Source organism: Phaeobacter piscinae, from assembly GCF_002407245.1.
Taxonomy (GTDB): domain Bacteria; phylum Pseudomonadota; class Alphaproteobacteria; order Rhodobacterales; family Rhodobacteraceae; genus Phaeobacter; species Phaeobacter piscinae.
Window position 1 is genome coordinate 3,091,065 of record NZ_CP010681.1, and the last position, 14,193, is coordinate 3,105,257.

19 protein-coding genes are annotated in these 14,193 nt (G+C 59.8%); 8 read left to right on the forward strand and 11 right to left on the reverse strand.

Going from position 1 to position 14,193, the window contains the following annotated elements; translation table 11 throughout:
• Positions 1-12 precede the first annotated feature (12 nt).
• From phaeop14_RS14635 to folK, 5 genes are all read right to left on the reverse strand, one after another.
• Positions 13-774 carry a pyridoxine 5'-phosphate synthase gene (locus phaeop14_RS14635; RefSeq protein ID WP_096789947.1) on the reverse strand — a complete coding sequence of 254 codons (762 nt, stop codon included), beginning with the start codon at positions 772-774 and terminating at the stop codon, positions 13-15.
• 99 nt (positions 775-873) lie between these two features.
• Positions 874-1,527: a DUF2062 domain-containing protein gene (locus phaeop14_RS14640; RefSeq protein WP_096789948.1), complete on the reverse strand. Its 654-nt coding sequence runs from the start codon at positions 1,525-1,527 to the stop codon at positions 874-876.
• Between the two features lie 33 nt (positions 1,528-1,560).
• Positions 1,561-3,693 (reverse strand): RelA/SpoT family protein, encoded by a 2,133-nt coding sequence (locus phaeop14_RS14645; RefSeq protein ID WP_040176031.1) that lies wholly within the window; start codon positions 3,691-3,693, stop codon positions 1,561-1,563.
• A 40-nt stretch (positions 3,694-3,733) separates the two neighbouring features.
• On the reverse strand, positions 3,734-4,087 hold the full coding sequence (gene rpoZ / locus phaeop14_RS14650; protein ID WP_014876064.1) for a DNA-directed RNA polymerase subunit omega: 354 nt from the start codon (positions 4,085-4,087) through the stop codon (positions 3,734-3,736).
• A 92-nt stretch (positions 4,088-4,179) separates the two neighbouring features.
• A complete protein-coding gene (gene folK / locus phaeop14_RS14655) occupies positions 4,180-4,749 on the reverse strand; it encodes a 2-amino-4-hydroxy-6-hydroxymethyldihydropteridine diphosphokinase (protein WP_096789949.1) in 570 nt (189 codons plus the stop codon).
• Positions 4,750-4,888: 139 nt separating this feature from the next.
• On the opposite strand from folK, the gene phaeop14_RS14660 reads away from it, so the two are divergent.
• The 7 genes from phaeop14_RS14660 to phaeop14_RS14690 all read left to right on the forward strand — a co-directional run bounded on the left by phaeop14_RS14660 (position 4,889) and on the right by phaeop14_RS14690 (position 9,458).
• On the forward strand, positions 4,889-5,458 hold the full coding sequence (locus phaeop14_RS14660) for a LabA-like NYN domain-containing protein (protein WP_014876066.1): 570 nt from the start codon (positions 4,889-4,891) through the stop codon (positions 5,456-5,458).
• Between the two features lie 185 nt (positions 5,459-5,643).
• Positions 5,644-6,594, forward strand: coding sequence for a 4-hydroxy-3-methylbut-2-enyl diphosphate reductase (ispH, locus tag phaeop14_RS14665; protein WP_040176027.1), 951 nt, complete (start codon positions 5,644-5,646; stop codon positions 6,592-6,594).
• Between the two features lie 121 nt (positions 6,595-6,715).
• On the forward strand, positions 6,716-7,333 hold the full coding sequence (locus phaeop14_RS14670; protein WP_040176024.1) for a LysE family translocator: 618 nt from the start codon (positions 6,716-6,718) through the stop codon (positions 7,331-7,333).
• Positions 7,330-7,782 (forward strand): DUF3429 domain-containing protein, encoded by a 453-nt coding sequence (locus tag phaeop14_RS14675; RefSeq protein WP_096789950.1) that lies wholly within the window; start codon positions 7,330-7,332, stop codon positions 7,780-7,782. The genes phaeop14_RS14670 and phaeop14_RS14675 overlap by 4 nt, the downstream gene beginning before the upstream one ends.
• Positions 7,779-8,378, forward strand: coding sequence for a class I SAM-dependent methyltransferase (locus phaeop14_RS14680; RefSeq protein ID WP_096789951.1), 600 nt, complete (start codon positions 7,779-7,781; stop codon positions 8,376-8,378). The genes phaeop14_RS14675 and phaeop14_RS14680 overlap by 4 nt, the downstream gene beginning before the upstream one ends.
• Positions 8,371-8,838, forward strand: a complete 468-nt coding sequence (gene rnhA / locus phaeop14_RS14685) for a ribonuclease HI (RefSeq protein ID WP_024095768.1) — start codon at positions 8,371-8,373, stop codon at positions 8,836-8,838. Before phaeop14_RS14680 ends, rnhA begins: the two co-directional genes overlap by 8 nt.
• Positions 8,835-9,458 carry a trimeric intracellular cation channel family protein gene (locus tag phaeop14_RS14690; protein ID WP_040176019.1) on the forward strand — a complete coding sequence of 208 codons (624 nt, stop codon included), beginning with the start codon at positions 8,835-8,837 and terminating at the stop codon, positions 9,456-9,458. Before rnhA ends, phaeop14_RS14690 begins: the two co-directional genes overlap by 4 nt.
• A 17-nt stretch (positions 9,459-9,475) precedes the next feature.
• On the opposite strand, the gene phaeop14_RS14695 is transcribed toward phaeop14_RS14690, so the two are convergent.
• The 5 genes from phaeop14_RS14695 to def (phaeop14_RS14715) all read right to left on the reverse strand — a co-directional run bounded on the left by phaeop14_RS14695 (position 9,476) and on the right by def (phaeop14_RS14715) (position 12,301).
• Positions 9,476-9,712: a hypothetical protein gene (locus tag phaeop14_RS14695; protein ID WP_014878878.1), complete on the reverse strand. Its 237-nt coding sequence runs from the start codon at positions 9,710-9,712 to the stop codon at positions 9,476-9,478.
• A gap of 13 nt (positions 9,713-9,725) precedes the next feature.
• The gene (fmt, locus tag phaeop14_RS14700; RefSeq protein WP_096789952.1) at positions 9,726-10,631 is read right to left on the reverse strand and encodes a methionyl-tRNA formyltransferase; all 906 of its coding nucleotides are present in this window, start codon (positions 10,629-10,631) and stop codon (positions 9,726-9,728) included.
• Positions 10,632-10,706: 75 nt separating this feature from the next.
• Positions 10,707-11,204, reverse strand: coding sequence for a peptide deformylase (def, locus tag phaeop14_RS14705; RefSeq protein WP_040176014.1), 498 nt, complete (start codon positions 11,202-11,204; stop codon positions 10,707-10,709).
• Complete coding sequence (gene def, locus phaeop14_RS14710) at positions 11,201-11,710, reverse strand: peptide deformylase (protein WP_096789953.1); 510 nt, start codon at positions 11,708-11,710, stop codon at positions 11,201-11,203. The genes def (phaeop14_RS14705) and def (phaeop14_RS14710) overlap by 4 nt, the downstream gene beginning before the upstream one ends.
• A gap of 72 nt (positions 11,711-11,782) precedes the next feature.
• Positions 11,783-12,301 carry a peptide deformylase gene (gene def / locus phaeop14_RS14715; RefSeq protein WP_040176010.1) on the reverse strand — a complete coding sequence of 173 codons (519 nt, stop codon included), beginning with the start codon at positions 12,299-12,301 and terminating at the stop codon, positions 11,783-11,785.
• Between the two features lie 97 nt (positions 12,302-12,398).
• On the opposite strand from def (phaeop14_RS14715), the gene phaeop14_RS14720 reads away from it, so the two are divergent.
• Entirely contained in the window at positions 12,399-13,571 is a 1,173-nt protein-coding gene (locus phaeop14_RS14720) for a MalY/PatB family protein (RefSeq protein ID WP_096789954.1), read from the forward strand.
• Between the two features lie 154 nt (positions 13,572-13,725).
• Here the strand turns inward: phaeop14_RS14720 and phaeop14_RS14725 are convergent, their stop codons facing one another.
• The gene (locus phaeop14_RS14725; protein ID WP_040176006.1) at positions 13,726-14,088 is read right to left on the reverse strand and encodes a hypothetical protein; all 363 of its coding nucleotides are present in this window, start codon (positions 14,086-14,088) and stop codon (positions 13,726-13,728) included.
• Positions 14,089-14,193 lie beyond the last annotated feature (105 nt).

A 14,193-nucleotide genomic window follows, 5' to 3' on the forward strand; every position in this document is an offset into this window, starting at 1 on the left:
CCTGAGGAGGTGCTAACCTCGCGCCTCGTCCATCAGGCGGCGCATTTCGGCAATGGCTGGGGTCAACCCTCTGAAGATCGACTCGCCAATAAGGAAATGACCGATGTTCAATTCACACACCTCGGGGAAAGCGGCGATAGGCTGTACACAATCATATGTCAGGCCGTGTCCGGCGTGGACCTCCAGCCCCAGTGAATGCGCAAAGCTCGACATCTCGCGCAGGGCGGCCAACTCGGCGTCGCGTTTGGCAAAATCGCCCTCCGCGTGGGCATCGCAATAGGCCCCGGTGTGCAGCTCAATGACCTCGGCCCCGATGCGGTGGGCGGCCTCAATCTGGCGCTGATCCGCAGCGATAAAAATTGACACCCGGCACCCGGCCTCCCGTAGCGGCGCAATGTAGTGGGCCAGCTTATTCTCCTCGCGGGCCACTTCCAGCCCCCCCTCGGTGGTGCGCTCTTCGCGTTTTTCCGGCACGATGCACACCGCATGGGGTTTATGTCGCAGAGCGATTTTCTGCATCTCTTCCGTTGCCGCCATTTCAAAGTTCAATGGCACGCTCAGGGCGTCCATCAGCCCGTCGATATCGGCATCGGTGATGTGGCGACGATCCTCTCGCAGATGCGCCGTGATCCCGTCAGCGCCGGCCTCCTCGGCCAGTTTGGCCGCCCGTACCGGATCCGGCGCCAAGCCGCCGCGCGCGTTGCGCACGGTGGCCACGTGGTCGATATTCACACCAAGCCGCAGCCTGGCAGTTTGCAAGGACGTCTGTGCCATGGGTTCAATTTCCTACTAGAGTGCCTTTCGCCTGAGACTAGGCGCTGCGGAGGCAAGGGCAAGCCCGGAAACCACCAAATTGTGCCTTGGCGTGACGGCTCAGCTGCCACTGTCGCTTTCAGCGTCCACAGAGGCGCGTTTCTTGATAATATCGAACTTCGCCTTGATCTTGGCACGGCGGCGCTGCTGGTAGGCCCGGATCACCGGCACGCTGAGCACATAGCAAACCGTTGCCGTAATGATGCCCGGAATAACGCCACCGACAAGATAGGGGTAAAACACCTCGTGGTAGAACAGGGTCAGGCCCTGCCAATCCGCCGGGCGATCGGTGACCAGCGCTATAAGATTGTCAAACAGATCATCACCGGCCGCCAGGAATTTCCCGACCAGTGATTTGTCCACGTCGGCATCGAATTCGGTTCCCAGAATCCAATGTCCGGTCTGCAGCGAGGCAACGCCAATCGGCACATATGTCAACGGATTGCCAAAGAATGTTCCGCTGAGCGCCGCCAGGATATTGCCGTTCATCAGCCGTGCGATGATTGCAGCCACAACGAAGTGCATGCCGTAGAACGGGGTAAATGTGGTGAAGACGCCAGCCCAAACGCCGCGGGCAATCCGCTCCGGCGAATCGGGCAGACGGCGGACACGGTGCTTCACGTAGTGAAACGCGCGCCCCCAGCCGCCACGTGGCCACAGAAAATCGGCAACCGCGCGCAGAGGCGGACGTCTATCACGGCGCCTGAATACCAAAGATACGCGTCCTTCCCAAATCCTACTGAACGGCTACCCGAGCTTTGGGCGGCTTTCCGGCAAATCGCGGAACCGAGCAACGGCAGCGACATCGCTCTCGGCTTCCAGCATCAACATCAGCGAATGCAGCTGCTCCACATCCCGCAGCTCGACATTAATCATCAGCCGGTAAAAGTCTGGTTTCCGATCGACAAATTCAAGGTCTGAGATATTGGCCTTTTTCTCACCGATCAATGTGCAAATGCGTCCCAGCACACCGGCGTCGTTGCCGATGGTCAGCTCCAGCGTCACACCATAGACCGCCGGGTGGGTTCCGCTATGCCAATGCAGGTCGACCCAGCGTTCGGGCTGGTCCTCCACCTCTCCCAACGCGTCACAATCTGCGGCATGCACCACAACGCCACGCCCCCGGTAGGTGATCCCAATGATCCGCTCGCCCGGCAAGGGCTGGCAACAGGGCGCACGCTCAAAGCTCTGCCCCGGCTCAAGACCAATCACTGCCCGGCGAGGAGGCACTTCATCACTGTCGTCTGCGGCCAGCTCCGGGTAGACGGCCTGAACCACATCATGAGCCGTGAGAACGGCTGCCCCGAGACGGGCCAGCAACTCATCCACCGTACTGACACGGAGAGCGCGCGCCGCTGTTTCCAGCGCCTTATCCGTGGCCTTGCGGCCGACATGTTCAAAGGCGGAGCGCGCCAGCTCATGGCCCAGTTTCACAAACCTGGCCCGGTCCGCTTCACGCAGGGCGCGGCGGATCGCGGTACGCGCCTTGCCGGTGGTCGCAATGTCCAGCCAACTCACCTGCGGGGTCTGCCCCTCAGCAGTGATGATCTCAACCGACTGGCCATTGCGCAAACGGGTCCAGAGCGGCACGCGGATTGCATCCACCTTGGCCCCCACGCAGGCATGCCCGATGCGGGTGTGGATTGCATAGGCATAATCAATCGGCGTCGCCCCTTTGGGCAGTTTGATCACATCCCCCTTGGGTGTGAAGCAGAACACCTGATCCGAATACATCTCCAGCTTGACCGCTTCGAGGAACTCATCGTGATCCTCCTCCGCGTCGAACTGTTCCGTGAGGGACGCAATCCATTTTGCGGGATCAACGGCAAAGGGATTCTCGGACCGCACACCATCGCGATAGGACCAATGTGCCGCTACACCGGTTTCGGCCACATCATGCATCTGGCGGGTGCGGATCTGCACCTCGACCCGCTTGCCATCACGCCCGGAAACGGTCGCGTGGATTGACCGATACCCGTTGGATTTTGGCTGGCTGATATAGTCTTTGAAACGGCCAGGGACCGCCCGCCAGCGCTGATGGATGGCTCCCAGCGCGCGGTAGCAGTCTTCCTCGCTCGCCGTGATGATGCGGAACCCGTAGATATCAGAGAGCCGCGAAAAACCCTGATCTTTTTCCTGCATCTTGCGCCAGATGGAATAGGGCTTTTTTGCGCGGCCAAATACTTCGGCTTCAATCCCGGTCTTTTCAAGCTCCGCCCGCATGTCGCCGGTGATGCGGTGGATCACGTCACCTGTTTCGCGCTGCAACGTGACGAAGCGGCGGATAATCGATTGGCGCCCTTCAGGATTGAGCACACGAAAGGCCAGATCTTCCAGCTCCTCGCGCATCCATTGCATCCCCATGCGGCCAGCCAGCGGCGCATAGATGTCCATGGTCTCGCGCGCCTTTTGGGCCTGTTTGTCCGGGCGCATCGCCTTGATGGTCCGCATATTGTGCAGACGGTCCGCGAGCTTGACGAGAATGACTCGCAGGTCTTTCGACATCGCCATAAACAGCTTGCGGAAATTCTCGGCCTGTTTGGTCTCGCGGCTGGACAGCTGCAGGTTTGTCAGCTTGGTCACACCATCAACCAGCATTGCCACCTCATCCCCGAACCGCGTGGAGATTTCGTCGTAGGAGGCTTTGGTATCTTCGATGGTGTCGTGCAGCAGGGCGGTGATGATGGTGGCATCATCCAGCCGCTGTTCGGTCAGGATGGCCGCGACTGCTACGGGATGGGTGAAATAGGGTTCGCCCGAATGGCGAAACTGCCCATCGTGCATCTGCTCACCGAACGCATATGCATCGGCGATCCTGTCCGCATTGGTCCGGGGATTGTAGTTGCGGACCAGAGCAATCAGGTCTTCTGGTGAAATCATTTCCGGTCCGCAGCCTCAGCTCACTATGTCTTGCGACGTCTCAGCCCTGCCCTTGCGCCTCCATCAGCGCACGCAGCAGTTTCTCTTCCGACATGTCATCGGTGGCGGGTTTGTCATTCTCCGCACCCATCAGCAGGGCCATGGAATCATCTTCCGGCTCATCCACTTCGATCTGGGTCTGATTGCTTTCGATCAGACGCTCGCGCAGAGAGTCGGCGCTCTGGGTTTCGTCAGCGATTTCACGCAGGGATACGACAGGGTTTTTGTCGTTGTCCCGTTCAACCGTCAGCGCGGCGCCAGCCGAAATCTCACGCGCGCGGTGCGCGGCGAGCATCACCAGCTCAAAGCGGTTGGGAACCTTGTCTACGCAGTCTTCAACCGTCACGCGGGCCATAGGCGACTCTCCAAATCAAAATAAGTCCAGAAGGGTGACTTCTAAAACCAAAGCTTTCTCTTGACAAGCGCCGAATGGGGCGCATTGGCGGCTCAGACCGGGGAAATCTCACTCAAATCCGACATTGGCAGCGCAGCGCAGAGCTCACGGACCGTCTGACCGAGAATCGGGTGCCGCCAATCCGGTGCGATATCCCGCAACGGGACGAGAACAAAGCCGCGATCCTGAAGCCGTGGGTGCGGTATCAGCATCTGACCCGGCGCCTCCTGCATTTGCTGATCAAGCGGCAGATCTTTCCAACGTTCGAAGGTGGCCACATCGGGACAGATCAGATCATCATAGGCGATCAGGTCCAGATCCAGCGTCCGCATCCCCCAGCGCTGCACACGGCGGCGGGCAAAGTCAGCCTCAACCTGATGCAACAGATCCAGTAAGGCACGCGGCGACAGATTTGTGCGTATGGCAATCGCCGCGTTCACATAGTCAGGGCCGGACCCGGCCGGAAAACAAGGCGTACGATAGAACCGCGACACCGCCGTCAGCCGGATGTCTGATTCGGACAACTGCTCAACAGCCCCTATGAGGGTATGGACCACCGACTGCTCGCCGATAGGCAGGTTCCCCCCCATGGCAATAAGCGCCTCTGACCGGATTTCGGTCATTTTTGCCCTCGTTTCTTAATCCCGACACACTTGCGGCAAATGTCAAATAACCTACATTAAGTCCACCCGTTTTAGCGTATTTCAGCATTCACTCACGGAACCTCACTGCTGGGACGGACCTACCGGAAGGACATATTTGATGTTTTACAAGGACGAACGGCTTGCGCTGTTCATCGATGGCTCGAACCTTTATGCCGCCGCAAAGGCGCTGGGGTTTGACATCGATTACAAGTTGCTCAGGCAGGAATTTATGCGCCGGGGCAAACTTCTGCGCGCCTTTTACTACACAGCCCTGCTGGAAAATGATGAGTACTCTCCCATCCGGCCTTTGGTGGACTGGCTGCATTACAACGGCTTCACCATGGTGACCAAACCGGCCAAGGAATACACCGACAGCATGGGCCGCCGAAAGGTGAAGGGAAATATGGATATCGAACTGACGGTCGATGCCATGGAACTGGCTCCGCGCGTCGATCATATCGTGCTGTTTTCCGGTGACGGCGATTTCCGCCCTCTGATCGCCAGTTTGCAGCGGCAGGGCGTACGGGTATCTGTGGTCTCCACCATTCGCAGCCAGCCACCGATGATCTCGGACGAGTTGCGCCGCCAGGCCGACAATTTCATCGAATTGGAAGAGTTGAAGGACGTGATTGGTCGCCCCCCCCGCGAACAAAGCGATCCGCGTTCAGTGTCGGCCGCAAGCGGCTGATACCAATCTGGTGCCGATGACGCGCTTCGAATATGGCAGACATAGCCCGCAGCAGTGCTCCCCACTGGCTGCGGGCTTTTGTTTGCGCAGCGCGCGCGATTTGACGCATCAGCAGCACAAGTCCGCTGTGCAGCACTGGACCTTGCCGACAGAAAGTCCTAGCTCTGGGCCGTAAGGAGACCGCGATGACCAAGCCACCCCTGACGCTATATCTAGCCGCACCACGCGGTTTCTGTGCCGGTGTCGACCGGGCCATCAAAATCGTTGAAATGGCGCTCGAGAAATGGGGGGCGCCGGTCTATGTGCGCCATGAGATCGTCCACAATAAGTATGTGGTCGATGGGCTGCGGGATAAGGGCGCCGTTTTTGTCGAGGAACTGGACGAATGCCCCGATGACCGCCCGGTGATCTTTTCCGCCCATGGTGTGCCGAAGTCTATTCCAGCAGAAGCTGATCGACGCCAGATGATCTATGTCGATGCGACATGCCCGCTGGTCTCAAAGGTCCACATCGAGGCCCAGCGTCATGCTGAAAACGGCCTTCAGATGATCATGATTGGTCACAAGGGCCATCCGGAGACCATCGGCACCATGGGGCAGCTGCCCGATGGAGAAGTGCTGCTTGTCGAAACGCCGGATGATGTGGCCACCGTGGCGGTACGTGACCCCGACAATCTGGCCTATGTCACCCAAACGACCCTGTCAGTAGATGACACCAAGGATATTGTCGCAGCGCTGCAGGCACGCTTCCCCAATATCGTCGGGCCGCACAAGGAAGATATCTGCTACGCCACCACCAACCGTCAGGAAGCGGTCAAGGAAGTCGCCCCCAAGGCAGACGCCCTGCTGGTGGTCGGCGCGCCGAATTCGTCGAACTCCCGCCGTCTTGTCGAAGTCGGCGCAAAGGCTGGCTGCCAATATGCACAGCTGGTGCAGCGCGCCGAAAACATCGACTGGCGCGCACTTGAAGGGATTTCCTCGGTGGCCATCACTGCCGGAGCCTCAGCCCCTGAATTGCTGGTGAATGAGGTGATCGACGCCTTCAAAGAGCGGTTCGAGGTCACCGTTGAGTTGGTCGAAACCGCAATTGAGCGGGTCGAGTTCAAGGTTCCCCGAGTTCTGCGCGAACCCGCCTGACGCAATCGCAATTTGCCCCTGCAGCCCCTTTACCTGTCTGCAGGGTTTCTTTGCCTTGCAACTGATCAATAGCCGATTACCCTTGGCCAGAGCTATATTGTCTGCCCAAGGAGTTGGTCGATTGATTTCACTGCAATTTCTGATCACCGCATTTGTCGTTGTCCTCGCACCTGGAACAGGGGTGCTCTACACGCTGGCGCTTGGCCTTGGTCAGGGACGGCGCGCCGCAATCTGGGCCGCAATTGGCTGCACCTTTGGCATCCTGCCCCATCTTGCGGCCGCCACATTAGGTTTGGCTGCGGTTCTGCACACATCGGCACTGTTGTTCCAAGCCGTGAAGATTGCGGGCGTTCTCTATCTTCTCTATCTCGCGTGGCAGATGCTGAAGGCGGATGGTGCCCTGTCGCTGTCCAATGCGCCCACGGCGCGAGACCGGGGCGTGAAAATTGCCAAGCGCGGAGCAATGATCAACATTCTCAACCCGAAGCTCTCGGTGTTTTTTCTGGCTCTTCTTCCCCCCTTCCTCTCGGGCACGCCTGAGACCGCAACGCAGGAAATGGTGATCCTTGGACTGATCTTCATGGCGATGACCTTTGCGGTGTTTGTTCTCTATGGCCTGTTCGCAGCCCAAGCCCGCAACCTGATCCTGGGATCCGACATCGTGGTGAAATGGCTCAACCGCAGCTTTGCCGGTCTGTTTGCCGCTTTGGCAGCAAGACTTGCGATGGAGCGCGCATGAGCCGGATCCCTCCCGCACCGCTGATCTTGGGTCTCGCCGGGGTGATACCTTTTGTATGGGGTGCGCTGACGACGCAGTCCCCGTCCCTACAGGCCTGGGGGGCCAGTCATCTTGGCCCGCGGTTTGTCGGCCCCTATGTGCAGCTGTTCTACGGCTCCGTAATCCTCAGCTTCATGTCCGGTGTGCTGTGGGGATTTGCGACCAAGACATCGGGAATGCGGGCGACAACGGGCTATGCGCTGTCGGTGCTGCCCGCACTCTGGGCCTTCTTTATGACAGGCGGTGGTCCAACCAGTGCGGGCATCAACCTGATCTACGGCTTCGCCGGGCTGCTGCTGCTGGACTATGCTTTTTCCGTCTGGCGCCTGACGCCATCATGGTGGATGCAACTGCGACTGCTGCTCACATCTATCGTGATCGCCAGCTTGGCCATAGGCGTGTACCTATGAGCGAACCGGATCGCACGACCCTGGAAATCTACAACAGCAAGGCTGCGGAGTATGCAGACCGCAACGAGAGCCACCTGCGGAAGGATCCACGTCTTGGGGAGTTCATCGCCGCCTGTCTGCCCGGTGCTCGGGTGTTGGATCTGGGCTGCGGTCCGGGCACGTCCAGCGCAGTTATGGCATCCGCCGGCCTGCGGCCCCTGGCGATGGATGCTTCGGCTGAAATGATCGCGCTGGCGGATCAGCTCCCCGGAGTTCAGACCCAGCTTGCCAGCTTTGATGACCTCTCCGGCATCGACATCTACGATGGTGTCTGGGCCAATTTCAGCCTGCTGCATGCCCCGCGCGCCGACTTTCCCCGCCATCTGCGCGCCATCCGGCGGACATTGCGATCCGGTGGCCCCTTTTACATTGCGCTGAAGCTCGGTAAGGGCGAGGCCCGGGACGCCATTGGGCGGCTCTACACCTATTATGAGGACGACGAATTGAAGGATCTGCTGCGCTCAGCCGGCTTCACACCCACCAACAGCACCACAGGCGAAAGCGCCGGATTGGACGGGGCAATGGCACGCTGGATTTCGGTGGCCTGTCATGGCTGAGCTGTTCGCCTACACCGATGGTGCGTGCTCCGGCAACCCCGGCCCCGGCGGATGGGGTGTGTTGCTGCGGGCAATGGATGGCGAGACCATCGTCAAGGAAAAGGAGCTGAGCGGCGGCGAGGCCGAAACCACCAATAACCGGATGGAACTGCTGGCGGCAATCAACGCGCTTGAAAGCCTGGCGCGACCGTCGACGCTGACGGTTGTCACCGATTCCGCATATGTGAAGAACGGTGTTACCGGGTGGATTCACGGATGGAAGCGCAACGGTTGGAAAACCGCCTCCAAGAAACCGGTGAAAAACGTCGAGCTGTGGCAGCGACTTGACGAGGCTCAGCGTCGGCATGATGTCACGTGGGAATGGGTCAAGGGCCACGCAGGCCACCCCGAGAACGAACGCGCTGATGAGCTGGCGCGCGCAGGCATGGCCCCCTTCAAACCCGGCAAAGCCAAAGCATGACCATCCTCACCCTTCTGGACTACGCCTCCGTTCTGGTCTTCGCCGCCTCTGGCGCGCTGGTGGCCAGTCGGGCGCAGCTGGATATCGTTGGCTTTGCCTTCGTGGCCTGTCTGACCGCTGTCGGTGGGGGCACGGTGCGGGATCTCCTGCTGGATCGGCATCCGGTGTTCTGGATCGGGGATTCCACCAATATCCTGCTGGCGGCCGCCGCTGCGGTGCTGGTGTTTTTTACCGCCCATCTGGTGGAGAGCCGTTTGCGCTGGGTTGTCTGGCTTGACAGTTTTGCTCTGGCAGTGGCGGTGTCTGCCGGTACCGGCGCGGCCATTCTGACAGAACAGCCGCCCGTGATCGTGGTGCTGATGGGCATGGCAACCGGCACGCTGGGTGGGCTCATGCGGGATGTCGTTTGCAATGAGGTGCCGCTGGTTTTGAAGCAGGGAGAGCTTTATATTTCCTGCGCGATGGCTGGCGCGATCACCGCCGTGATCAGCATCGCCTTTGGCCTGCCGACCCGCTGGGCCCTGGTGGCCTGTGCCGTGGTCTGTTGGGTCCTGCGGGCGGGTTCCATCACCTTTGGTTGGCATCTGCCGGTCTATCGCTCGCGCCCGCCGCGTAGCTGATCCCGCCTCTCAGCCCCTTAGCGGCGCCAATGAAACGGCACGATAATCAACGCACCGATTGAAGCAGCGATTGCGTTCCATCCCGGCGCCCGAAATCCTATTCCAAACATGATAACCGCAAAATGAAACAGAAACGCGCCGCCCACACAAATGATGATGGAAGACAGATAGCCGTTCTGGGTGAAGCCAGTTTTCTCCGCAAGGTAGCCAACAATCCCAGCAATCACCACGCTGCCGAAAAGAGCTAGAAACATCACCTGCCCCCCCTTAAAGCTGTGTGCCAGCAGTGACAGGAAAGCCGCGCAAAAAGATCTCTCGCGCCTGTGCACCCTTGCCCGCGCGCTGCAACTTCAGCAGCTCAATCGCGCCCTCACCGCAGGCGACCCGCAAGGTGTCATCCAGAACTTTGCCCGCCGCCCCGGCACCATCGACAACACGTGACGCCAGAAGTTTCACGCGCTGGCCGTCAATCTCGCACCAGGCACCGGGAAATGGGGATAGCCCGCGGATCTGCTGATCAACCTCGCTCGCCGGGCGTGTCCAATCCACCCGGGCCTCCGCCTTGTCGATCTTGTGGGCGTAGGTCACACCATCGTCCGGCTGCACCTCTGGTGTTAGCCCCGGCAATTGTGTCAACGCCCGAACGATCAGGTTCGCACCCATTTCGGACAGGCGGTCATGTAACTCAGCCGTGGTTTCCTCTGCGCCGATATCTGTCGCCTCGCGCATCAGAACTGGCCCGGTGTCCAACCCGGCCTCCATCTGCATGATACAAACCCCGGTCTGCGCATCCCCCGCCATGATCGCACGATGGATCGGCGCCGCGCCGCGCCAGCGCGGTAAAAGGCTTGCATGGATATTGAGGCACCCATGACGTGGCGCGTCCAGCACGGCCTGCGGCAGGATCAAACCATAGGCAACCACAACCGCCACATCTGCGTTCACCGCTGCAAACTCGGCCTGCTGCTGCGCCTCCTTCAGGCTGACCGGGTGACGCACCTCAAGCCCCAGCGCCTCCGCCCGGGCGTGAACCGGTGTGGGCCGATCCTTCTTGCCGCGCCCTGCCGGGCGAGGTGGCTGACAGTAAACGGCAGCAATCTCATGGCCCGCCTCAACCAGCGCATTGAGCACCGGGACAGAGAAATCTGGTGTCCCCATAAAAACAATACGCATATGTCGCCCCCTCACTCTGAATCTGAATTTGCCCACCCGAAACAGGCTCTAACTTGGGGAAACCCCGATTGATATTCAGCCGCTCAGCTTCTTCGCCTTGCGGATCAGCATATCGCGCTTCACCTTCGACAGCTTGTCGAAATACATCTTGCCGTTCAGGTGATCGATCTGGTGTTGCACGCTGGTGGCTTCAATCCCAACGAAATCCCGCTCAACCGTGGCACCGGTTTCATCCATGTAGCGCACAGTGACCGCACGGGGGCGTTTGATCTTGGCCGCGACGCCGGGCAGGTTCGGACTGGCTTCCTCATGCTCACGCAGCGCGACCGAGGCATGCAGGATTTCAGGATTGGCCAGACGGACTGCCCGCCCGCGCTCGCTGGACCCATCCACCACCGCAAGCCGCTGCAACACACCGATCTGATTGGCGGCCAGACCGACGCCGGGCATCGCCTCCATTGTGTCGATCATGTCCTGCCAGAGGGCGAGCGTTTCATCGGTGATTTCGCTGACCTCCTCGGCGCGGCTGCGCAGATGTTTGTCAGGCCAAGGCAGGCAAGGGCGCACAGTCATCGGGTTGTCTCCAGATAAGTTTCATAGGTGGCGACAGCAGCAGCACGCGCCGTGGGGGACACCCTGTCGAAGGTCACGCGCCCCTCAAGGTGATCATATTCATGTTGCACGCAGGCGGCGGCGAATCCCTCAAACCGGCGTTGATGGCGGACCCCTTGCAAATCAGTCCAGGCCAGATCGACCCAGGCCGGGCGCGTGACATCAAGGCTGACACCTTTGATCGACAAACAGCCCTCAGACATTGTGGCCATCTCCTCCGACAGCGCGACAATGTCCGGGTTGATGCAGACAAGCGGGTCGCGCGCACCTTCTTTCCAGGTGGTGTCCATCACGAACAGCCGTGCCAATACGCCAACCTGTGGCGCAGCCAGCCCTCGCCCCGGTGCGGCATACATGGTATCGAGCATATCTCGGGCAAGCGTTTCGACGTCTCGCGGTGCGGCGACTGGGGCTGTCGGGGCGCTCAGCACCGGATCCGGCCAAGCCCTGATAGGGAGAACTGCCATTTCGTTCACCTTTCCCGAGAACACGCACCAAATTTTGACCCACGCTCAGCCTCATAACGGGCCACTGCGCTGTCAGCCGCGGCCACGCTCACGTTTCAGTTTCTGCATCTTCCGGGTGATCATCTGCCGCTTCAGCGGTTTCAGGTAGTCAATGAACAGCTTGCCATTCAGATGGTCGATCTCATGCTGAACGCAGGTGGCCCAAAGCCCGTCGAATGTCTCCCGCTGAGCATTGCCATCGCGATCCATCCATTCGACCTCAACCACCTTGGGGCGGGTCACCTCGGCATATTGGTCGGGAATCGACAGGCACCCTTCCTCGTAGACGTTCGCCTCGTCCGAGGATGCCACGACTTCGGGGTTGAACATGACCAGCGGGCGCGCCGGACCGTCCTCTTCCTTGACGCAATCGAGCACGATCAGCCGATCCAGCACCCCGATCTGCGGCGCAGCAAGCCCAATACCCGGCGCAGCGTACATGGTTTCCAACATGTCATCGGCCAGCCTACGCAACGCATCGGACATATCCGGTACGGCTGCACAAACCTTCTTGAGGCGGGGATCAGGGTGGATCAGGATCGGACGTTTCATGCCGCTGATTTAGGCCATTGACGCCCGCCCTGCAACGCCCCCCTTGCGCGTGGCTGGATTGCCGTTAGCTTCGCCCGGGAACAACGGGAGTTCAGACATGGATTTTGACAAGATCATTGACCGCCGGAACACACATTGCATCAAGTGGGACATGATGGAGGATCTCTACAATGTCCCGCGCGACGAGGGCCTGTCGATGTGGGTTGCGGATATGGATTTCGCAGTTCCATCGGTGGTGACCGACAAGATGCGCGAGATGGCAGACCACGGCGTCTATGGATACGTAAATTGCGACCGCCCCTACAAATCCGCGATCTGCTGGTGGATGCAGAACCGCCACGGATGGTCGGTCGATCCGGAGGCGATTTTCACCACCACAGGCTTGGTGAACGGCGTCGGCATGTGCTTGGACACCTACACACAACCGGGCGACGGGATCGTTCTCTTCACGCCAGTCTATCACGCTTTTGCCAAGGTCATCCGCAACGCCGGGCGCGACGTGGTGGAATGTGAACTCGCCGTCAATGATGGACGGTATGAGATGGATTTCGCGGCTTATGACGCACAGATGACCGGCACCGAGAAAATGGTCATCCTCTGCTCGCCGCATAATCCGGTTGGCCGTGTCTGGACCGAGGAAGAGCTGCGCGGCGTTGCGGATTTTGCCAAGCGGCACGATCTGATCCTGCTGTCGGACGAAATTCATCACGATCTGGTCTTCGACGGTGCCACACATATCCCGATGCAGAACGCAGCGCCGGACATCACTGACCGCCTGCTCATGCTGACCGCGCCGTCCAAAACCTTCAACTTTGCTGGCATGCACACCGGTCAGGTCATCATTCCGGATCCCGATCTGCGTGCGCAATTCTCTCGCCGGATGCTGGCGCTGGCCCTCTCGCCGAATTCCCCTGGCCAATGGGCAACGGCAGCAGCCTATTCTCCCGAAGGCGCCGCCTGGGTGGATGAGTTGGTGCCCTACCTTGATGGCAATCGCCAGCTCTTCGATGCTGCTGTGAATGAGATCCCGGGTCTACGCTCCACCCGTCTGGAGGCGACCTATCTCGCTTGGGTCGATTTCTCTGGCACCGGCATGAGCCGCGAGGAATTTACGGCGCGGGTAGAACAGAGCGCCAAGATTGCCGCCAATCACGGTCCAAGTTTTGGCACTGGTGGCGACACATTCCTGCGCTTCAACCTCGGCACGCAACGCGCGCGGGTGGAAGAGGCTTGCGAACGGCTGCGCGACGCGTTCTCCGACCTGCAATAGCAGCGTTGCGGTTGGCAAAGGCCCGGCCCACGTCAGACCAAAACGCCGAGTAGAAACGCAAAGTAGAAAAGGGGATCACGTAGTCGTGGTCCCCTTTCGAATTGATTCACTGGTTTATTTAGTTTGTCAGGTCAGCGCCAAGGCCCAGCCATGCTTACAGCCGCATATCGTCCTGTGCGATCAGTGCAACAGGCGCATCTGGTGCGCGGTAGAAATCCAGTGGGGCCTGATCCGCCGCCGGCGTCGCACGCTTGAACTCATAGCGCATTTCACCCGCTTCTTCATCCGAAGCCACGATCAGACACTGCGAAAGATGGCGGGTTCCATCGTAGAGGTCGATCAGCCCGCGCAGCTGCGGGGCATCTGCCGCCTCTACCGAAAATCCATCTTTCCACATGCGCAGCACGGGAAAGACATGATCACCGGCAGCCACCCGCAGGCGGCTCTTGTTTTTCATACCATCCAGCCGCGCGGCATCCAGCGCGTCCTGTACCGATTGGGGAACAAATGTCGTCATGGCCGTGACCTCTCGATCTGATACCACTCCGACATCGGCCGCCGCGCGACTGACTGCCAGAGCAGGTGGGCATTTTGCCCTGTTCCTTACAAGTGTGAACGCACA